Raw genomic sequence first — 21747 nt, 5'->3', positions numbered from 1 at the left:
TGATGTTAATTCATATAAAATGAAACACATCTTTTTTTAAGTGCCTTTCTTTATTAAGGGTATGATTACTGAGGATCTTCGACCGACTGAAATTACCAATATTCAACATTTAGTGGATCGAAATGGAGAAATTGTACGAGATCATTTGATTACAAAAATGAAGGAGTCGTTGGAGATCGGTTCTCGATTGATCGATGAAGAATTAAATGGGATGGCTGCAATTTTTCGCCCAATTATCAAATCTTTTTATTCTAACTTAGTTCAAAAGGATTTAGAGCGTGGAACGATTAAAAGCATAAATGGCATGATTAGCATGTCCAAAAAATTAGTAATAGAAGGAATTGATCCAAATACAATCGAATTTGAGCGACGTCTGACTCAAAAATTTCCAAATTATTTGAAAAATGATCAAACAGGGCGACAATGTAAACCATACCATCCGAATTTTCCTCAGTTGAAAGCGATTTTGAAAAATACTTTTCGATCACAAATATGCGGTATATTACCTTTACTAAAAGTTCAAATACACGATATTTCTTCATATAATGATTTATGCCGAGCTGCATTTAAGACAGAAAAACGCTGTAAAGATATTTTACGTTTACAAACTGATTCAATGAAGGAAGGTTTAGATGTTATTAAAAAAGATTTATCCATTTTGAACATTATGACAGGAAAAGAACTTATATTTCGAGTTTTACAAAAAGGATTCGAAAAGAAAATTAAGGATTTCAACAAAGAGATAGAAGAAATTTTTAATTGTGAAAACTAATGTTATCAGAACAAAAAGTAAGATCCTACAATCCCTCAGAACCGCTAAAAAGAAATATTCATGCCAAAATTCTTATTTTTTTCGTTGAATTTATGATTGTATGGCAAGGTTATTATGTTTTTTCTCTCATTGCAGGCAGTTCAGTATCATTACAGCAATTTAGCATAAATCCTTCTGATGTTTTTACAATTCCTATTTCCTTTTGGATTTCAGTTTTATTTTTAATGATAATATCCAAAATATTTAATCGTTATATTGTTTTACTTGCGGCAATATCCTGTGAAATATATATTGAATACTATTTAGAAGCTGAACAACTTCAACTAGTTATTATTGGATTCCTTATTTTATTAATCATAATAGAAAGCATTAAGCCATATGAAGGAGGAGAATATTTAGGAGGTAAATTTATTTGGAAACAGTTGGCATGGAAAATATATTATATTTGTGGATATCTTCCAATACTTTATTTTGGGTTCCACTTTCAGACTCCAATTAATTTCTTTAATTCTGATGGATTTCAAATTCGTTTTTATCTTAGTTTGATTTTTCTTTTTAACAATCTTATATTGATAATTCCTGCATGGCTTATTTTTTGGCTTTTAGATCGTTCGTTACATCCTTACTTTCCATTATCAAATTCTGATATGAAGATTTTACAGGAAAATGAAGAAAAAAAAATATGGGATTTATATAATTTATATCTTCCCCAACCAGGAGAAGTATATCTTCAAATACTGACTCATCATTCTATTGAAGAAGATGACCATACTATAGTGGTTGCGTTAGGAAAAGTAAGAATTTATTTTTGTACAAGATGCACGGCTATGATTTTTGGTGTGATATTCACTTTTTTTCTTTCTTATATCATTTTTCATGATTTTAATATGAATTTAAATACAAATTTCGCTTTCTGGTTAGGAACAATTCTTCCCATATTTCCTTTGTTGGATTGGGGTCTACAAGCACTTCAAATTAGAAAAGCTACAACACAATCAAGACTTTTCACAGGATTTATCTTAGGTGTTTCAATGCAGTTAATTCCTTTTGCATTAGGTGAAACCTTTTATTATATTTTTGTAGTAGTCGGATATTTTACTGTTTTCGGCGTTTTGTTCAATTTTAGAACTCGTCTCGCTCAAAAAAAAGCAGATCAAGAAGCATTACAAGAAATTTTAGAGTTTAATAGTAATTCAATAACAGAAAAATAATCAGATAATTTATCTACTTTAAGAATTATTCTTTTTCGTAGAAAAAACTTATTCGCACTTATTCCCACAATTTCAATAAGATCTACTAAAGCATTTGAAAATTATTCAAATAGATATTTTTATTATTTTCTTATTGTTTTTTGATCGAGCTTTTGTTTTATTTTCTTAATTCGATGCGAAAATTTTCCTTGAACTTGCTTTTTCTTTTTTAATTTGGCACCAAATCCAATTTCATCTTCATCTAACAACATCAATGCTTCACCTCGTTTTGCTAGCATAGTGAAATATCTTAACACTGCTTTTTCCATGAATTTTTCAATAGTTACTTTACATGATGGATCAATAGCACTTATTGCAATAATATCTTCCATCTGTAAAGTTTCTTTAATTTCTTCAAGATTTAGGCGTCCAGGGAGATCTTGTTGATTAGCAATAATAAAAATAATTAATTTCCGCTTGATTTTTGGATACATACTAAAAGATTGCTTTACAGCCATAACATCTTCTTTAGTACTATCTGTCACGATCATTAGTACATTTGTAGGCTCAAAAAGACGTTGTAAATGCCTCACTCGTAAATCTTTCCACCGCATATCTAATTTTGGGTCTGTTAAAAAAACCATTGAATGTTCCCATCTTCTCTGCAGAATCCAACATCGAGCATAGTAAATCCTATAATCATACGAAAGATTTCCACCATCTTTTAAAAGTCGATCTCCTGCAAACAAGTTAAAAATAGTGGTTTTGCCAACACCTACCTTTCCAAACAAATCAATAGTAACATATTTGGGTATAGAATAATATTGAGGCATAGATTATTATAGAAGAAGGAAGACCTTCTAAAAATTCCTTCCTTATTAGTGTTACTCTGTTGATAAATTAAATTAAATATTTCAGATTCTAAATTCAGTTAAGAATCATGAATACTCCCTCAAAATATATTGTAATTTTGTCCGATCCACAAGGTGGAACTGAGCAATTTCATTTTAATTCCCGACAAAAAGCAGAAGAACTTGCACAGCGAATTCGTTTTCAAAAATCGAAATGTAGCGTTTCTATCAAATATCCATTCCGTAATATCTTTGCAAGTGAGATTACACACTTTAAGAAATCTTTCTTTTCAAATATATAAGACATGTACAAATTGGTTAAAATTTCAGTCTTTTGATAGATAGGGATTATAATGAAGAATATTCAAATTATCGCCCTTTCTTTGGCAGATTTTACTGCCAATCTTGATTTTATGAATGCAGAGATACAGCGTTCATTTTGGTTGGCAAGAACAACTCCTATTTCTCATGAAGAAATGAAAAGTTTTTTTAAGTTTATTAGCGATACTCCGGAGGCTATTTTTTTAGTAGCCAAATATCACAGCCAAATCATTGGAAATATCTATGTAATACCTAGAAATGAAGAATTACTCCATCATATTGGATTATTATCTTATCAAGTTCATCCTGATTTTCAAAAAAAAGGAGTTGGATCGTTTTTAATGAAGAAAATAATTGAAAAATCAAAAAATACAGATCTTGAAATATTAATTGCCGAAGTTCTTCAATCTAACTATACTAGCATTGCCTTGCTTAAGAAATTTTCATTTTTACAACAAGGTGTTATTCCAGATGGTGTAAAAATCAATAATAGCACATATTTTGATTTACTCATCTTTACTCGTAGAATACTACATTAGTTGCAAATATCTATGCAATATTCAAAATGCATTAATCAAATTGATTAGAACTCTTAAATTAAATTATTTTCTTCCATAGAAACTTAACGATAATTACAAAATGCGTCTAAATCTTTTAATATAGCATCAAAATTTCATAAATAAGGGGATTTTAAAATAAAAAAATAAAAAAATAACAGAAAAAAAAATCCATTTTTAAAAAAAGAAATGAAATAAAAAAAAAGGGGTGCGTCGAATTTTTTAAAAAATAATTATTTTATACTTATTCTTTGAAACTTATGAGACAATTTTTTATAATTATTATTTTGAATTACATTTTTGATTTTGATTTCAATTATCATTTTTCATTTAACCCTTAAATTCTAAAATATCACCAATATAATATATTGTATCTTCAAGATTTAACCTAATCTTCCGATTAGAAGCTAAGTAAATTCCGTGATTGATACCTTTGAGTATATTATTTAAATAAGCTAAGAATAAATCAACAATTTCATGTAAACGAAGTATATTGCGTATACGGTAAGCTGAATTCATAATATTTATCATTCCAGGAATGAAATCACGATTTAGAATTAATGATTCAACAGCACCATTGGCCGTTTCGAATGGTTGGGGAATATCACAGAGTTCAAATACTAATTTAGAAATAAAAAGCGATGATTTCAATCCACGTATTATGTAATTAACTTTACTTATGCTTGATTTTTGTTGAAATGAATGCAATTCGTAAAGAACCCGAAAATTCACATCATCATATGTATTAAGATAATTTGTCTTATATGTTGGTTCCCACACAACTGTTTGAAAATACTTTAACATTCGTTCATAATATTCGGCAAATAGAATTCCGTAAAGAGACTTGTCAGCTTTTCGAATAAAAGATGGGAAGGAATTTAGCTGATAATGATGATCTTTCAAATATAAAAAGAAATTTCGTAGAATTAACACTTTTATTTTAAGCCGGTCAACTGAATAAAAGAGGGGGATTCGCGATTCAGTATAAGCATTGACATTTCCATACCGTAATTCATTTTTTTTGTTTGGACCTAATTCTGATGCTACAGGGATTATACGTTTGAGTACAATAAAAAATCGTTCCAATATTTTTTGAAAAAGGTGATTTTCATCCAAATCTAATTCTTTCATCACAATATTTGCATCTAAAGTGCGAATTGGTAATTTGGATAAGAATTCATAATTACGAACAGCTAGAATCCCAGATATCATTAGTTCTGCCTCAAGAATTGGCCTAAATGGAATGTATACTTTATTAAGATCATTAATATATGTATTTTGTGGATCTATTATGGGATATGTTCCCAAACCTTTCACACCCAGACGATTACTCATTGACATTTGAAAATACTTCCATCATGCTTGGTAAAATCCATTTATGGATGTTTAATGGTATTTTTTGCCATGCAATATTGCTACTCAATAAAAGCTTTTGGGAATTAATCTTAATAAAAATATGTATTTTTTGCTAATTGTTAAGTAAAGTTGCATTCTATTAGAAATTGCATTGAATATGTGAAAATAATTGAAAATTTGATTTTATCTGAAATGGAAATGCATCTTTCTAAATCAAAAACTAAATTTCTTTTCAATTTGCTCCTTTCCTTTAAGGAAATCAATATTGATTAATCTGATTTAGAAAACGTTATATTCTTAAAGAGATAATATGAGTAACATATTTTTTTACTTGCAGAATGGTGGTTAATTGTGGAAATAATATTGACTAGTTGGGTGTTAGGAATTAGTTCACTAATACTTTTGGCTTTAGGATATACCTATTCCATACTTTTTTGGATTAAATATATTTATGTTAAGAAAATATTAGTACCGATTGTAGCAATAGTCGCTTTTTGTTCTGGGTCATTTTATTTAGGACCTTCAGTTAGCTTTATTTCATTGCTAATCACTGGTCAAAATATCTCTGGATATCTTTACTACATTCTTTCTTATGTTTGGATGCCTATTGGAACGATCGGTATTGTACAAATGGCATTAACTGTATTTTATCCAAAATATCAAAAAATTGCTTTCATATTTTATGGTATCATTGCTGTCATTTATTGGATATTCATGTTTGGCTTTGGTGATGCCCAATTTCAAGAAGAACAATTATCTCAGGCGGGAGAACTTATAGATATTAGTCATACTGGTGTTTCTTTAATTGTTACTGCAATATCATTACTCAGTATTCTTACTATTGATAGTGCAGGATTTTTCCTTCTTGCTAGAAAGCTAAAAAAGAATAACATGCCAAAGAAGGGAGTTCGTAAGACATTTATGATAGGATTAGGGTGGCTCCTTTTTGTAGTTTCAGGTGTAATGGATGCAATGGTTCCGCCAAATACTGTTGGAATCATTGTATTCGTGCGTGGATTGATGATTGTAGCTTTTAATTTCATTTATCTTGGATTTTGGTCAAAACCTGTGCGATTAGAATCAAAATCTTGATCACATTAAATTTAAGAATTATATGGATATTAAATGATATTCTTTAATTTTCAAGAAAAATTCGAAAAATAACTAAAAAAACTAATCTTCACCTTTTTTGTTTTTTATTTAATCTTGATAGACTAATTAATCACTAATTTCTATTTTCTTTTTATTTTTTTAGAATAACGTGAATGGATAATTTCTGCCACTTTATAACTGGTTGCAATTGTAACACCTAGTCCTGTTCCATCTCGTACCTCGTCTTCTTCGCTTAGATCAGTTGAAAATATATAATTTGCAGCTCCGACAACAAAAATATTTGATTCTTTTTCTGTTGAAGCGATTTCATAATTAGAGTTAATAGAATCAGGGAAATCTAATCCTAATTGGTGAAATTTATTGCCTAATTCATATGATTCTGCAAAAAATCCCTGAGTAAAAAGTGAGCCAACTGCGATTACTAAAAATGAACCCTTAATTTTCTCAATGTTTCCATTCCTATCTTGAAAATGACATATCCAATCTTTTCCATTGCGGACGAGGTTCACTAATGTGAAATACTTATTTAGAGGGACTGCAAAAACTTGAAGTTTACGATGAAATTGGTGAATAAATCTTTCTGCCATTATAGAAGGAGTTAACGAAACTATTTCATAACATTCTACACCCAGATGTGAACTTAAATGAGTAAAGATTGTAGGAGAGTTTTCGATTCCTAAAATGGGTGGAAAAAGGAATAAAGAAACATTTTTCCATGGTAATTCAGGATAATCTAAACTAAACGTTGATTTGATCAACGATGCAAGAGGTGACATATGAATGGCTTTACTATCAAAAAATGAAGCAATAGTTCTTGCAGATAATGTTCCACTATCTCTATTTACAAGAATATCTGCATTCATTTGCTTAAATAATTCCCGTAGTGAAATTGAAAGAACTAAAAATGTACCATGAAATTTTTCCTTCAATCCTTTAGCTATTAAATGCATCGGAGAATTAGAAAATTCAACAAATTCAACTAAAACACAGAGAGAATTATCATTTAATGAATTAAATTCCCTAAAAATAGTATTCCAAACTCCAGTAGTGAGTTTTGTGTTTCCTAATGAAGTAAGAACATGACCATTACAAATTTCATTTGAATCATTATTAAGAGAGGCAAAAGATGCAAATGATGAAAATTTTTCATAAAATTCATTTAAACTTTCTTGTAAATTATCCATACTAAGGTGGGCATAAGGGTGGGCAGGGATTGAAACTTGATATTTTGCTAATTCTAACAAAAGATTATCACCAGGATAGTTCAAAACATCAACTGTTCCTAACCATAAATTGGATGCTCCATATCCAGCATCATAAATTACAGATGGGATTCCTCGTTGGGCTAATAATCTTGCTGTATTCATTCCAGCAAATCCCCCGCCAACAACAATAACATCTGTTGATTTATCAAATTTTTTTTTATCTTCAGTTGATTCTATTTGAGATTCTTCTTTATTCATTATAAATTCCCTCCAAGGATGTACATGTATTTTGCGAGCTTAATCTGTCGTTTTTGCAATTCATCTACAAGATCCTCTGTTTTCCAGCGTTCTTCTAATGCTTCTTTAAGTTCTTCCATAATTCTTTTATGAGTTTTATTTGACCATTGTAAATCCATTTCTGCTACTTTGAAAAGACAGAATTGACCTTGACAAATACCCATCCCTTGTCTAGTTCTTCTTCGATAATCATCAATTTTTTGCACAAATAAATGTTCTTTAACCCATTTTAGCTCATTTTCGGTAACTTTTTCACATTCGCAGATGATACGATTATAAATCCTTCCTTTAATTTCAACATTTGTTTCTATTTTTGCTGAATCAAGACAAGTAATGCATAAATTTCCCATTTCTTGCATAAAAGAACCCCATTTTAGACTCAGATCTGCAGCACGCCGTTCATCAATGTGAAATAATTCTTGAATTTCTTTTTTAGTATAAGGTAAATCTGCTCCTGGTAATGGAATCGTGTCTGTAGAACATTTTTCATAGATTCCAAGTTTATGGCAAACATAATCAGATACTTTTTCTGCTAATAATCGATAAGTGGTCAATTTTCCACCAAATACAGTAATAAATCCAGAATAACCTTCATTTGAATAATCTACTATTTTAAATTGTCGGGATGAATTGTATAGAGATGAGTTATTTGATGATATTTTTTGTGGTAAAGAATTTTGTGGGGTTAAATTTGACTTTACAAGAGGTCGTGCACCAGTGTAATATCTAATTAATCTTGCTGATTTTATTATCGGGAGCATTTCTTCACCTAAATGTTCCAATTGATCTATTTCTTCATATGTTGTTTTCAATTGGTCTAAATCTCTTTCATTCACTGGAATTGCATTTGTACCTAAAATAACTGATTGATGGCTTGGAACAATAATATCTCCATCACCAGGTAATCGTAATCTGTTAATTACACTAGAAACTAAACGTTTTTTATACACTAGCAAAGTTCCCTTTGTTGGAACAATTTGAAGAGAGTTTTTAAGTTTTAGATCTGATTCTAAAAGTGCTGCCCATGGACCTGTTGCGTTAATAACAATTTTACCATATATATTTGTGAATTCATTTGTTATTATATCATGAATTCTAACTCCGACTATTTCTTTTTCTGTTAAAATTAAATGTTCTACTAAAGTATATGTCTTTATTATTGCTCCGTGTTGTTTAGCATCTAATGCATTATAATATGTAAGTAAAAAGGGATCAATATAAGCATCATTAACCCGAAAAACTCTTTTAATTCGAGGGTTACAGTTAGGTTCCAGTTGAAGAAATTTTTCTGGTGTAATCTCTTCAATTTCGATTTCTGCATTTGCACAATATTCAATGAATCGATCTCCATAATCTACTTCTTCATCGGTTAGTGCAATAAAATATCCTCCACAAGAATCAATGATATGGGTTGCAATTTTACGCAAAATTTCATTTTCCTTAGCACATTCATTTGCTGCTTGTGGATCAGTAGAAACATAACGAGCTCCAGAATGCAATAATCCGTGACATCTACCTGTAGTACCTTCTGCTAAATCTTTTTTCTCAAAGAGAATGACTTTTAACCCGCGTAAGGCAAGATCACGAGCTATTCCAGCTCCACTTATGCCTCCTCCTATAATAATTGCATCAAAATCTTGTGTTAATTCCATATCATTCACATATAACTAAATCGTTTTACCTTATATTTGTTTCATTCATTTTGATTTTATTAATCAGAGATTTTATCTAAAAGATAATTTTTAATAGTGAATAATCAAATTTTAAGTACGTATAATGGAAAAATTGCAAAAACCTTATATTGAAGTAGAAATATTAAGTTGCGATGATCCCAAAAAGAAAATTCTAGATTTACTGGAAGAGAGAGCAATCAAAAACCATCATGTTAAGACAACATGGAAAGGAACTGATGATCATCCGATCTTACGTGTGGATTATGATTCATATGAGCAATTTCAAGCAGGTTACAATCGTGATCGCTCAGTTTATGAAAATTTTATAAAATTTATTAATTTGCAAGAGATTTCCTTTGATAAAATTGCAGAACGAAGTACTAGGCATGATGATCAAACACTTTATTTAATGATGAAATATCGCACTAATTATAAAGAACCAATAAGGAATAATTACAGTTTTACATTTAAGATCATTGAATTAATCGGGCTAGGTGCTTCCTATGAAGAAGTTCAAGATGGTTTTATTCTTTTTTATCAGACAAAAAAAGATTTTAAAGTCGGGTTGATGGATTTACTTAAAATAAACGAAGTAAGATCATACCTAAAATCAATAGATTTTTTGATTCCCTCCATCGAGCAATTTTTAGATAAAATTCAAGATAAATCTTTTAAATTTCCTTAAAGGCAGAGTTAATATATGCTTGAAACACCGATTCAATAAGAATTGCTTTGGGGTGAATTTTTAATCCATTTGAATAGATTTTATCAAAATCTAAACTATTCTTTTTGATCGCATTGAATATTCTATTGGACATTTTTTCCATATATTTTTGATGTAATTTCTTTTGATGATATTCTTGAATATGATTTATTTGCTCCATTTCAAGCAGTGAAAGACTTTGCCATACAATCAATATATTCTGAGAAGAGTTTGAATCATGTTTACAACTATCTTTTTGTTTTAACATTTTAATTGCTTCTATAATAATGTATTCCTGATCTTCAATATTATTTATTGTTATTTTTGAAGGGAATACACCTAAAAATGAGTTCAAAGATTGAATTAAATCAATTTCTTTTACTGTAAAAATACCATTTTTTAATGAATAGATCCAATATCCAAAAGGGGACAATATTTTTATCGGTTTCAATCGAAGATGCCATTTCTTTGATTCCCAAATAAGTGTATATTGAAAATGTTTTGTATCAAATGGATCTTGCAAATAAGGTGGAAAGTCGAGTAAAGTAGTTGATGAGAAAGGAGAGGGATCTAAATTTAACCAAATATCTATAAATTGCTCTAATTCTCCATATTGAATAATTCCTTGATATCCATTAACCAGATCATTCTCAACTGGATATCCATTCTTCCATTTTGGCGAATACATCAATTTTTTTAAACGGGGAAGTAGAACAGTATTAAAAAGCTCATTCTTCTCAATAAGATAAAATTGTCGATTTCCTTCATCTAATTGATTTAATTCTATTACAGCTTGACCTGTTGTTCCAGAACCAGCAAAAAAATCCAATATCATTCCTGATTTTGAGGTGAAGGTTACTGCTTGGATTAAATACTTAATCAATTTAGTTGGTTTAGAATAATCAAATGGAGAAATTCCAAAAAGGTCTTTTAGTTCCATATTTGCATCTGTATTTGTTGGAAGGTCATTAATTTTCTTTGATAATAATGTAGTGGGGGCTTTAATGATGGGAGAATCATATTTACGGGCAATTGTGGGGCGTAAACTAACAATTGATTTAATATGGACTGTACCTCCTTTTTGAAGTTCAATATTTATTCTTTCTTGTTTCCATTTAAATCTCCCTTCTAAATGAAGATCATGGTTTGGTTTTCCACCTTTAACTGAAATTGGGCCATTTAACAAAGATATCTGTAATTTTCCCTTTCCATAGATCTTTGATTGTAGCGTTCCACTCCATCCATTAGCAATAATCACACTTTTTTTTGGAATGATTCTTCGAGTAATTTTATTTCCGATATTAATAAGTTCGGTTAATTTCTCAGGATTTCCCAAACTCCCCATTAAAGGAATCGGTGTTGAAACCTTTTTTGCTCCAATAATATATTCTGTAACTGTAATCAACTCTTTTGAAAGATAAGATGGTTGAGTTTTCTTATGCCATATGATATTGTTTAGAGTATTAGGAAAAATTCGCTGGATGATCAAAGAAAAAGGAATTAACTCGTTATCATCAATACTGGAAAAGAAAACACCATTTTTATCTAAAAGATCATAACTTAATTCCAATCTATTTTTAATAAATGTCATCCACTGTGCACGTGTAAATTTGTCTTGATAAATCATATCCTGATTTCCAGTATTATAAGGCGGATCAATATAAATTACGCTAAATCTTGATTGTAGAGTTAAAGAGTTGTTTGCCTTTACTACATTTTTAAGCCATTTTAACGCTTGCCAGTTTTCACTTTTTATACAATATCCCATAATTGGCTTGTTTAGTGTTAACATTTTTTTTATTATATGAATTCGCTCTTCTTTTCTTATTATTCCAGTATCAATAATAAAATTGTTAATTGGGACAGATTTATCTTCTATTAATGATAATATTGCTTTTTCATTTTTCTTAAAAATTTCAGGAGATTGATTGTTTAATGGATGAGAATATTGAATATAATCTAAATACAAACATTTTTGGCTTGATGAACTCAATTCATTAAAAATTTTGGCTTTAGGCTCATTTATTATCCAATTTGTATTTAAAACAAATTTAGGTTTATTGAACACTTGCAATTTAACACATTCAATCTGCCAAATCGAATCAATAACTAATTTTATTATTTTTTGAAATAATTCCAGCTGTTCATTAAAATGTATCAAAGATTCTTCTAATATGGTGCTATTTTTTAAGGCTTTCTGTTTTTGAATGGAATTTTGCTTATTAAACCAATTTAATTTGAGATTTTCACTGAACTGGAATAATTGTGCTGTTAAGTATTCTTTAATGTAAGGATATAATTCTATAAATGGTTCTCTTTTACTTGTAAACAAAGTTAATTGTTCTTGTATTCGATTTAAAAAATCATCTTTATTTTGGATTATTTCAGGCCATTCATAAAAATATCGATCAAGATTATGCATTAATCTTTGTAGAAAATCGTTTTGAATCTGCTTTTGCGGTTTATATCGATATTGTTTTCTCTCTGAAACAGTCAGAGTTCTAAATTCAAACCAAAATGATATCTGTTTATTTAATATTGAAAATGTCATTAAATTTGTATTTGATGGATGAACTGGAATAAAATACTTCTTGGGGCTATGTTTTCCTGCTTCTTTTGGTTCATTAAAAGTCAAACAAAAATTGCAAGTGATTGATCTAAATTTAAACTTCCATATTTTATGAAAATTATCTGTTTGATGGATTATAACATCTGAATTGTTCCATGAATATTTAATGTGGGAAACACGTGCGTTTATGTTGCGAACATTAGTATTCTTTTTCTTATATAAATGTTCTCTTAAATCAGAATTAAATTGTAGCCTATGATTTGAATAATTTTGATCAATAAAATTTCTTAACCAAATTTCTATGTTTGTTAACTCAGATTCTGTTTCTAAATTTTTAGAGTCATTTTTTAACTTTTCTAAATTTGTCTCCAATTTTTCTGAGTTAATTTTTGAATTCTCTAATATGTTTCTAATATTATTTTCTAATTCTGCTTTTATTTGTACCCCAATTCGCTTTTCAAGAATCACATTACTTAAATGTCTTTTTTCAAGATGCCAATTAATCCATTCCTGAATGATTCCATTTATTGCTCGAATTTCTAGTTGATGCATAATTACACCATATTTACACTCACATTCACACTCGCATTAAAGCTTTTTCATTACTTTTTTCTTATTTTTCTAAGCAGATTTTTTTTTTATAATGAAATGCTATTCTATTCATGAGAGTTGCAATTCTCTCTGATCTTCATTACCCTGCAATTTTGACGAAACAAATTCATCTTGATGCTAAACATGGATACAATTCTACATTTTATCGAAATCTTCAATTATCATTCCAAAATTTTGATCCTGCATCCATCAGTGGAGTAATAATTAATGGAGATTTTGTCTGGGATTTAACAACAGTTGTTCCAATGCCAATTAAAATTAATGAGTTGGATCTTATTAATGTCCCTATATATTATTTGATTATTGTTCGACAGTGGCTCCATCCGGCAATTCCATTAATATTTATAAAAGGTAATCATGATTCATGGATGAATTCATATATTTATGAGAAAGATAATGATTTATGGATCGATTGGGAATTATATTCTCGTTTTTTAATGGAACATTATAAATTTTCTAAGAATATTATACAAAAAATTATAAAAATGGCTTATGATACATTCAATTTGCCTTTATCTATGTGTAATTGCATTAAAGTGGCATCAAATTGTCACATTTTACAAAATTCAGGTATATGGATAAATAAAACATTGATCTATGGGCTTTCGGACAATTTTTATCTCCGTTTTTTGCAAAATCACAATAAAGCTTTAGAATCTTTGCAATCTCTTTTATCTTCAAAACTCCAGCCAAAAAGTCGATCATCAATATTTCTCTTTTCACATTTTTCTCCGAATTATATTTTTTCAATAATTAAGAAAATTAAAGAACAATATTATCCAAATCTTCATTTTTTTTGGGGACATCGACATAACATAGAATTGGGTTTGTTGAACGATATAATCTCGCATGATTTTCTTCATTCGACGCTTCCTGAACACCATAATTTTCAATTCTTTTTCTTCGAGATTTAGTGCTATTCTTTTAAATAGAAAGAAAGTTGAAAGAAAATGGAAAGAAAATATCGAGAAAAAGACCAAGAAAAAGGATATTAAAACCTTTTTTGCATTTTGCACCTAAATATAAATATGTTAGTGAAAAAATAAAAATTATTAAATGTAATTTTTCATATCTTCTAAAAAATTTTTCAATTTCTTTTTTGCAGCTGGTGTTTCCATATTTACATTAGGTGGACAAATTAGCAAAAGAATATAATATTGATTAAAAATATGAATTTTCACGAATCCTGTAGCAGTATCTATTCTCAATTCTCTTAAATTTGTCAATTTATAATCCGAAAGTACTTTTTCAATTGTTATAATTATCCTATTTGTTGTTCCAACCAAGGTTGCATCATCAAGTAAAGTCTTCGATGCACAAATTGGTAAACCTGTTCGTTTCTCAATGATCAAAACTGTATATAATCCTAATTCTTCCTTTAATTGATTTGAAATTTGGTCAAGTTTAGATGATTTCGGCATAAGATTTTCTACAATTTGGGTCCAAGCCTTGTAAAGACTCGAATCAAAAATGGATGTTGGAAAAAAGGTGATATTGCTGATAATCTGACCATTTTCTGGATTTGTCCTGAAATAATTAACCAAAGAATTGAATTTTTCAGAAATTTTTTGAAATCTATCCATTTTATGAATAAAACAGAAAATATTTTGATTCTTTCTAAGTCGATGTTGGTTTTTTATACCTAATTCATTGATTTTTTCTATAGCTTTATGTAAATTCGACCTTGCTTGTTCATAATATTCCACATTAAATGCATCCACTACAAATAAAAGAAGAGTACCATTTTTAAAAAAATTATCATCAGGAAATTCAGCACCACTCTCCCAAATCTTTAATTTTTGGCCACGATTCTGTTTGGAAAGAAATGAATAATCTAAATTATGTTTTTCAATACGACGGGTTGGAATCGTTGCTTGAATCTCATCAGCTAATTTTCCTTCAAAAATTATTTGATAAATAGATGATTTTCCAGAACCACCAGTTAATAGGATTTTAACATCTTCTCTTTGTGATTTCAACGCTTGATATCCTTGTGTGAAAGCTTTCTGCTTTTGTAGATGTTGTTGTTGGATCTCACGCTGTTCTTGAAGAAGTTCCATATATTGTGCTTCTAGTTCTTGCAAAATCCTTTCTAATCTATTCTTTGGAACAAAGATTTGGTTTTCTTCTAAGATTTCGGGCAAGTCTATCTCAATCTCAGAAAAATCCATAATATGTGCACGATATTCAATAATATTCTGTTTTTTTATAAGAAATTCAATCAGCTCATCTTTCAGATTCAATTCAACTTCAAAAAAAGATCCCGGTATTTTCATTTTAACTGTTATTAACTTTGTAATCTTATCCTATTAATATTATTTCAATCATTATTTTGCAAAAATACGAAGAAGAAAATATTTCTATGAATTCTTAAAACAGCCTATGGTGCGAATTAGTGCGAATAAGTTTTTGCTTTGAATTCAAATGATGTCAAATGTTATACAATAATTTAAATAACTGAGAAAAAAACATTGATTTAATGGTGTAAATTAGTTTATTAAAAATTAAATACACATATTATTATTTTAGTAGGGGAGAAAATGATAAAACTAAAACTTATTGTTGCCGGAGCAAAGGATGTAGGAAAAACGTCTTTGATTCGCCGATATATTCATGGGACGTTCCAATCTGAAACAATCTCGACAATTGGTGTTGATTTTATGATTAAACGCCTGAAGCTTGATGAAAAATCAATTCAATTAAGTATTTGGGATTTTGCAGGCGAGCAAAAATTCCGTTCTTTATTTCCAGGATATATAAGCGGTTCTAGCGGTGCTTTGATTCTTTTTGATATATCTAACCGAGAATCATTCTTCGATCTTGACAATTGGATGGATTTAATTAATAATTCATCTGGAAAAATGATCAAACTTTTAGTAATTTCAAAAATCGATCTCCAAGATTCTGCATCAATATCTGATAAAGATATTGAACATTTTGTACATCTGAATAAAATTGATGGTGTTTTACGATGTTCAGCGAAAACTGGGGAAAATGTTGATCAAGTTTTCGAAACAATCACAAAAATGGTTGTAAATAATACACTGGAAGAATGTCCTCATTGTCATGAAATTATTGCCAAGGATCTCCATTTTTGTACATATTGTGGAAAAGAAGTTAATTGATTTTTTCACTTTCTCTTTAAAATATAATAAAAAGCAGAATAAGAAAAAGGAAGCTTATGCTTCATCTTTTTCTCATAATGATAATACATCCTATTTTGTGCGAATAAGTTTTGGGTTCATGGATTAAATGGAGTAAAAATTTTTTAACTAATCTATACTGCAATCGAAATTACATGCTCTCGGCTGATATATGTGTTAATGTTATTAAGTAATTCCTTAACATATTGTTTTGTTGTTCGTTTTTCCTTCTCAATTAAATTAAAAATCTTTGATGAAGATATTCGAACAGTTGGAAAATTCATATGGTGAGATCGAAAAATTTTATTCAATCCACAAGATTGCAGGATATAGACTAATGTATAAGTGTGGAAATCTTGAATCTCATCTGCATATTCAAGTGATTGGATTCGATTTAAGATATTTCGGTAGATTTCCTTCTTTATAATAGGATAATAAGTTTTCATTCCAAATTTTGCAGAATGAATTTCTTGTTTTATTATACCTTGATTTACCATTCTTTCAATCAATCGATCTTGTAAATTCCTGACATTCGAATGTATTTCAGAAACCCAGAAATCAATTGATTTAGCGGAATCAGATCGTTGAATATTGGCTAAGATTTCATTCAGAAGGTGGTCTCCTGTAGATTTTGTTGAGAGTAAAATTATCTTCCCATTTCTACAAAAAATCCTTCTTAATAATGCTAAATCCATAATTAATGCTCCAGCAATTCCTGCTTTCACATTTTTCCAAGCGTTGAAAAAAATTTCTCGCCCGTTTTCAGGTGATATGCTCATTAATATAAGTTCTTCTGCAACCAACATATTTTTTTACACTCCCTTGATCTGAAATGTTGTTTTAAAATCCCATCTTTGATGAAATTAATTTTATAAACATTCCTGACCAGTAAGAGAACAAAGGCACTCTTCCTTTGATTAAAACTTTCCCAGCGAATATTATTCGAGTAAATGGCCCCATATGTAAATTCATTAATCATATGGTTCATAGTGTTTTTTTCACCTTTATTCCCTAAACTGAGAAAACGAGCAAGCACTTGAAGAATTTTTTACAAATGATCTTTATAGTAGAAAATGGCACCATATGGAAAATTAATCTCCATATGAACCATTATGTGAAATTAATTCATACAAATAAAAATGAAAGTCTTTATTGAATCGGGACATAAAATATATTTAAGGTTGAAAATAATTAGATTTTTGAAGGTTTTGGCATGAATATTATTCGATTAAAAGATGATATTTGGGTATACAGTTTTGATAGTGATGAAAGAGTTGATTTGAAAAAAAAAAATGATGAAATAAGAAAATCAGCAAATTTTGATGCTAATATTATGGCAATCATTAATAATAACGATGCTTTATTGATTGATTCTTCTATCCAGAAATATGCTTCTCAAGTGAATGCTGATTTAAAAGAAAAAGGAATTTCTGTCAAATCTATTCTTTTTTCTCATTTTCATGCTGATCATATTAAAGGACGAGTTATTTTTCCAAATGTTCAGCTTTATGGATATGAAAAATATGAGAGAACATTTAAGAGAAACAGAAATACTGAAAAAAAAGAAAATCTTGATGGACTCATATTGCTAAAAAATAGTGATAAAATTAAATTTGGTCATCATCAACTAAAAGTTTTAAATTTTCCAGGTCATACTTCTGAATCCTTAATAACAATAATTGATAGACAATTCCTTCACGTAGGTGATTTATTATGCATGAATAACGCTGGAAAATATTATCTACCTTTGGTTGGTATTGAGCCAAATGCCTTAGAAGATTATATCATTTCATTAAAAAAACTACAAGAATTTTCATATTCAACAGTAATTTTAGGGCATGGTCCTGTATTAATGGGAAAAGATCAGATAAATGAATGTATTGAGCGTAGTTTATATTATTTGACAAAGTTGAAAGAATTTGGTGAAAGTGCTGAAATATCCAGCTATATAAAAGGAAACTTGGATGAATATATACTTGTAAACGAATATCATCAGCAAAATTTGAATAATATAATAAATCATTAAAAATGAGATTATTCTTGAAAACGATATTTTAATTCTTTTTATGTCTTATTTATATTAATAATATGATATCTCAATGGATTGTAAAATCCCAACGAATTATTTTTGGGACTAAACCATTTAATATCTTGAGCAAAGATTATTATAATCCCACAAGGGATCAGAATTTTACAGCATTTGTTATCGATGCACCAAGATGGGCTAATGTCATCGGTTTAACGGAAAAAAACGAAATATTATTGATTAGGCAATATAGATTTGGCACAGATCATGTTGAATTAGAAATACCCGGTGGAGTATTAGAAGCCGATGAAGAACCTTTAATTGGAATTCAACGAGAACTTGAAGAAGAGACAGGTTTTGTATCAGATGATTGGAAATTGATAGGCCGAGTTGATGCCAATCCTGCCATTCAAAATAATATATGTTATACGTTTTTAGCGAAAAATATTCGTCCTTTCGGGCAGATTAATTTCGATCCTACAGAAGAAATTGAATATGAACTGGTTCCTATCCAAAAAGTACGAGAGTTGATTGGAGAAGGCAAAATAACAAATACATTTATTATTGCTGCTTTTTACTGGTTTGAACGAGAAATGAATCAGATTGAGAAGGATAATAATTGATTATGATTATTACAGTTGTTATCGTAGATGAAATAATAACATTGAAGATAAAAGTATAATCGTTGCGAAAAAGAATAGTTGTAAGATCAAAGCAATAGATATAACAGTATCATCGATGTAAATTATTGGTGAAATTTAAATGAAAAATATTGAATTACCATCCATGCTTAGAATTCGACAAAATTTTGATCAGCCATCAATATCTAAAGATTTAATTCCCAATGTAATTCATAGCGAATTTCAAAAGTTGAACTTGACAAATCGAGTCAAACAAGGGGAATCTGTTGCGATTACTGCAGGAAGTCGGGGAATCTGCCATATTTCCTTAATATTAAAAAGCATTATTCAAGAATTCAAGCAACTTGGGGCTGAACCATTCATCTTTCCTGCTATGGGAAGTCATGGTGGAGGTACCCGCAAAGGACAGCTTCAGATTTTGGCAAACTATGGAATTACAGAAGATATCATAGGTTGTCCAATTAAGGGAACCATGGATGTTGATCTAATTGATTGTACCTCGCTGGGAACTCCAGTTTATCTCGATCATTATGCAGCACAAGCGGATCATATTTTCATAGTTAATCGAATCAAACCTCACACAAAATTTACCGCCACAGTTGAAAGTGGCTTGATGAAAATGTGTTTAATTGGAATGGGAAAACGAGAAGGTGCTCGAATTTATCATCGTGCAGCCGAACACTTTTCATGGGATGATATTGCTTTTGCTGTATATGATGTTTTATTGGATAAGATTCCAATTTTAGGTGGATTGGCAATTTTACAGAATGCATACGAAGAGATAGGGCGTTTAGAATGTTTGACACCTGAACAGATTCCAAAGCAAGAGCCGGAGTTACTTAAGTTAGCATATCAATGGATGGCACGAATTCCATTTCCAGAGATTGATTTACTGGTTGTTGATGAAATGGGAAAAGAATTTAGTGGAACAGGTATGGATACCAATATTACGGGGCGAAAAGAAGGATCATCCATGAAAGTTCATCGTTTATATATTCGTGATTTGACAGAATCTACACATGGTAATGCTCAAGGAATTGGTCTTGCTGATTTTACTTCTCAAAAACTTCTAAAAAAAATCGATTTTAAATCTACATATCTTAATTCTCAAACAGCTTACCGCACAGATACATGCAAAGTTCCAATGGCTTTGAATAGTGATTTTGAAGTTCTTAAAATTGCAACCCAAATGTCGGGCCGTAATGATGATATTTCTCAATTTCGATTAGTGTGGATTAAAAATACGCTTGAATTGGAAGAATTGCTTGTTTCAGAAGATTATCGCTCACAAATTGAACAGAATTCGCATTTGGATATTGTTGAAGAAGGTTTACATATAATTTTTGATTCTGAAGGAACAATGCAGATAAAAAAGTAATCAAATAAATTATTCTAAATTATTCTAGTTAATTTTTTTTTTAATTAGTTTCTTTTGAGTTAGTTCCTTTTGAGTTAGTTTCTTTTGAATTAGTATTTTAAATTACATTTCTGAGAAAAAAAATAAATGAGAAATGATAAATTTTAAAATAAGCGATTAAAAATTAATTAATTTCTTTAAAAATCTTCGTTAATTCGGACTGATTGCTCTTGAAGGATTAGATTGTGGATTTTTTGAGCCATTTCCTCACTATGTGAGGCTGCATTACTATCCATCATGACAAATACTGCATTCTTAAGTAGTTGAGCAATCTTTAAAGCATCGGATGCTTTATGCATTTTATCATTTCCTTCACCAATTACGTGTACAGTTTGGGTAATTTGCGGATAAATTGAGTCAAATTGCTCAAATGCTATTGCTTTTCCGACTTTCTTCCATTTCTTTGAATCTGCTTCATTTATTATTCTAATATATTTTTGTGCTTGAGCTTTATCGGCAGTTTGAAAGTATTTTACCCAAAATCGTAAAATTGGGCGGAAAAAGCGAAAGAGCCAATGTGGTGAAATAGGAATGAGAAAACGGGCATACCAAGGTAGTGGAAAATGCAATTGAGGACCAATAAAAACTGTTAACTTTGGGGAAAACCGGTTGTTCATTAAACCATATGCGATAGTATTTGCGCCGATGCATGAGCCCACTAAAATTAATTGATTGAAAGGAATTTTTAGATATTTTATTGTTTCTTCAATGTCTTGTGCTAATCTGTCCATATTCGAATGTATATGCTTTCCCAAAATGCTTGAATCTTTTTCTCTAGATTCAAAATAGACGATATCAAATAAATGAACTGCTTCCATTAAGAAAGAATCCCAAGATGGAACAATAGTTCCCCAACCTGGAACTAGCATAAGTGTATAATGAGGTCTACTAGCAGATTGTTGAGAAATATCTGAAAAAACTTTTAATTTTGTGGTAAGAACTTGAATTTGAGTTCCATCGCTCATTGGAATATATTGGGCATTACAAATTTGCTCAAATTTCGATTTTACAACGAGAGAAGATCGCATTGAGAATCATTAAAGTAAAGCGAAGATTTAAAAAAAAGATATGGATAGATCATAAAAATTGAAAGAATGTTATATTGATAAATTATCTTATTGATAGATTATAATATTGATGATTGATAAATTGATGATTGATAAATTAAGATTTGTTAATTGAGTGTATTTTAAGATCTTAGAATTATAAGTTTTTTCGCTTTTTTGCCAATTCAGCCTCCCACTTCCGCCGCCTATCCCAAAAAGTTTTTTGTCGGTCATTTAAGCCCGGGAGAAGGAGAG

Annotated in this window: 19 protein-coding genes; 11 read left to right on the top strand and 8 right to left on the bottom strand. The window is 29.6% G+C overall.

Annotated elements, in window-relative coordinates:
- The first annotated feature begins 61 nt into the window (after positions 1 to 61).
- Both ACXLDF_RS16860 and ACXLDF_RS16855 read left to right on the top strand, forming a co-directional pair.
- Positions 62 to 772 (top strand): hypothetical protein, encoded by a 711-nt coding sequence (locus ACXLDF_RS16860; RefSeq protein ID WP_457559724.1) that lies wholly within the window; start codon positions 62 to 64, stop codon positions 770 to 772.
- Positions 772 to 1983 (top strand): DUF2085 domain-containing protein, encoded by a 1212-nt coding sequence (locus ACXLDF_RS16855; RefSeq protein ID WP_457559723.1) that lies wholly within the window; start codon positions 772 to 774, stop codon positions 1981 to 1983. Before ACXLDF_RS16860 ends, ACXLDF_RS16855 begins: the two co-directional genes overlap by 1 nt.
- A gap of 122 nt (positions 1984 to 2105) precedes the next feature.
- Here ACXLDF_RS16855 and ACXLDF_RS16850 read toward each other — a convergent pair whose 3' ends face one another.
- Positions 2106 to 2795: a GTPase domain-containing protein gene (locus tag ACXLDF_RS16850; protein WP_457559722.1), complete on the bottom strand. Its 690-nt coding sequence runs from the start codon at positions 2793 to 2795 to the stop codon at positions 2106 to 2108.
- A gap of 107 nt (positions 2796 to 2902) precedes the next feature.
- On the opposite strand from ACXLDF_RS16850, the gene ACXLDF_RS16845 reads away from it, so the two are divergent.
- Together ACXLDF_RS16845 and ACXLDF_RS16840 are read left to right on the top strand one after the other, a co-directional pair.
- Positions 2903 to 3115, top strand: a complete 213-nt coding sequence (locus tag ACXLDF_RS16845; RefSeq protein WP_457559721.1) for a hypothetical protein — start codon at positions 2903 to 2905, stop codon at positions 3113 to 3115.
- 51 nt (positions 3116 to 3166) lie between these two features.
- Entirely contained in the window at positions 3167 to 3673 is a 507-nt protein-coding gene (locus ACXLDF_RS16840) for a GNAT family N-acetyltransferase (RefSeq protein ID WP_457559720.1), read from the top strand.
- Positions 3674 to 4021: 348 nt separating this feature from the next.
- Here ACXLDF_RS16840 and ACXLDF_RS16835 read toward each other — a convergent pair whose 3' ends face one another.
- Entirely contained in the window at positions 4022 to 5026 is a 1005-nt protein-coding gene (locus ACXLDF_RS16835) for a hypothetical protein (protein ID WP_457559719.1), read from the bottom strand.
- 372 nt (positions 5027 to 5398) lie between these two features.
- On the opposite strand from ACXLDF_RS16835, the gene ACXLDF_RS16830 reads away from it, so the two are divergent.
- Entirely contained in the window at positions 5399 to 6139 is a 741-nt protein-coding gene (locus ACXLDF_RS16830; protein WP_457559718.1) for a hypothetical protein, read from the top strand.
- A gap of 140 nt (positions 6140 to 6279) precedes the next feature.
- On the opposite strand, the gene ACXLDF_RS16825 is transcribed toward ACXLDF_RS16830, so the two are convergent.
- Entirely contained in the window at positions 6280 to 7623 is a 1344-nt protein-coding gene (locus ACXLDF_RS16825) for an FAD-binding protein (protein ID WP_457559717.1), read from the bottom strand.
- Positions 7623 to 9314, bottom strand: coding sequence for an anaerobic glycerol-3-phosphate dehydrogenase subunit A (gene glpA / locus ACXLDF_RS16820; protein ID WP_457559716.1), 1692 nt, complete (start codon positions 9312 to 9314; stop codon positions 7623 to 7625). The genes ACXLDF_RS16825 and glpA overlap by 1 nt, the downstream gene beginning before the upstream one ends.
- A gap of 124 nt (positions 9315 to 9438) precedes the next feature.
- Here glpA and ACXLDF_RS16815 point away from each other — a divergent pair, with 124 nt between their 5' ends.
- Positions 9439 to 10020, top strand: a complete 582-nt coding sequence (locus tag ACXLDF_RS16815) for a hypothetical protein (RefSeq protein WP_457559715.1) — start codon at positions 9439 to 9441, stop codon at positions 10018 to 10020.
- Here the strand turns inward: ACXLDF_RS16815 and ACXLDF_RS16810 are convergent.
- Positions 10007 to 13159: a DNA methyltransferase gene (locus ACXLDF_RS16810; protein ID WP_457559714.1), complete on the bottom strand. Its 3153-nt coding sequence runs from the start codon at positions 13157 to 13159 to the stop codon at positions 10007 to 10009. The genes ACXLDF_RS16815 and ACXLDF_RS16810 overlap by 14 nt on opposite strands.
- Before the next feature lie 110 nt (positions 13160 to 13269).
- On the opposite strand from ACXLDF_RS16810, the gene ACXLDF_RS16805 reads away from it, so the two are divergent.
- On the top strand, positions 13270 to 14133 hold the full coding sequence (locus ACXLDF_RS16805; protein ID WP_457559713.1) for a metallophosphoesterase: 864 nt from the start codon (positions 13270 to 13272) through the stop codon (positions 14131 to 14133).
- Between the two features lie 138 nt (positions 14134 to 14271).
- On the opposite strand, the gene ACXLDF_RS16800 is transcribed toward ACXLDF_RS16805, so the two are convergent.
- Positions 14272 to 15495 carry a P-loop NTPase family protein gene (locus ACXLDF_RS16800; RefSeq protein ID WP_457559712.1) on the bottom strand — a complete coding sequence of 408 codons (1224 nt, stop codon included), beginning with the start codon at positions 15493 to 15495 and terminating at the stop codon, positions 14272 to 14274.
- Between the two features lie 264 nt (positions 15496 to 15759).
- Here ACXLDF_RS16800 and ACXLDF_RS16795 point away from each other — a divergent pair, with 264 nt between their 5' ends.
- Complete coding sequence (locus tag ACXLDF_RS16795; RefSeq protein ID WP_457559711.1) at positions 15760 to 16344, top strand: GTP-binding protein; 585 nt, start codon at positions 15760 to 15762, stop codon at positions 16342 to 16344.
- A 152-nt stretch (positions 16345 to 16496) separates the two neighbouring features.
- Here ACXLDF_RS16795 and ACXLDF_RS16790 read toward each other — a convergent pair whose 3' ends face one another.
- Positions 16497 to 17168, bottom strand: coding sequence for a GOLPH3/VPS74 family protein (locus ACXLDF_RS16790; RefSeq protein WP_457559710.1), 672 nt, complete (start codon positions 17166 to 17168; stop codon positions 16497 to 16499).
- 407 nt (positions 17169 to 17575) lie between these two features.
- Between ACXLDF_RS16790 and ACXLDF_RS16785 the strand changes: the two genes are divergently transcribed.
- The 3 genes from ACXLDF_RS16785 to ACXLDF_RS16775 all read left to right on the top strand — a co-directional run bounded on the left by ACXLDF_RS16785 (position 17576) and on the right by ACXLDF_RS16775 (position 20407).
- A complete protein-coding gene (locus tag ACXLDF_RS16785) occupies positions 17576 to 18388 on the top strand; it encodes an MBL fold metallo-hydrolase (protein WP_457559709.1) in 813 nt (270 codons plus the stop codon).
- A 62-nt stretch (positions 18389 to 18450) separates the two neighbouring features.
- Positions 18451 to 19011, top strand: coding sequence for an NUDIX hydrolase (locus ACXLDF_RS16780; RefSeq protein ID WP_457559708.1), 561 nt, complete (start codon positions 18451 to 18453; stop codon positions 19009 to 19011).
- Positions 19012 to 19150: 139 nt separating this feature from the next.
- Positions 19151 to 20407: a nickel pincer cofactor-dependent isomerase, group 22 gene (locus ACXLDF_RS16775; RefSeq protein ID WP_457559707.1), complete on the top strand. Its 1257-nt coding sequence runs from the start codon at positions 19151 to 19153 to the stop codon at positions 20405 to 20407.
- A 176-nt stretch (positions 20408 to 20583) separates the two neighbouring features.
- Here the strand turns inward: ACXLDF_RS16775 and ACXLDF_RS16770 are convergent, their stop codons facing one another.
- Positions 20584 to 21474: a hypothetical protein gene (locus ACXLDF_RS16770; RefSeq protein ID WP_457559706.1), complete on the bottom strand. Its 891-nt coding sequence runs from the start codon at positions 21472 to 21474 to the stop codon at positions 20584 to 20586.
- Between the last annotated feature and the right edge of the window lie 273 nt (positions 21475 to 21747).

It is taken from the genome of Candidatus Harpocratesius sp. (assembly GCF_054039255.1).
The sequence above is the reverse complement of the archived record's forward strand: the minus strand, read 5'-3'. Positions and strand labels throughout refer to the sequence as shown.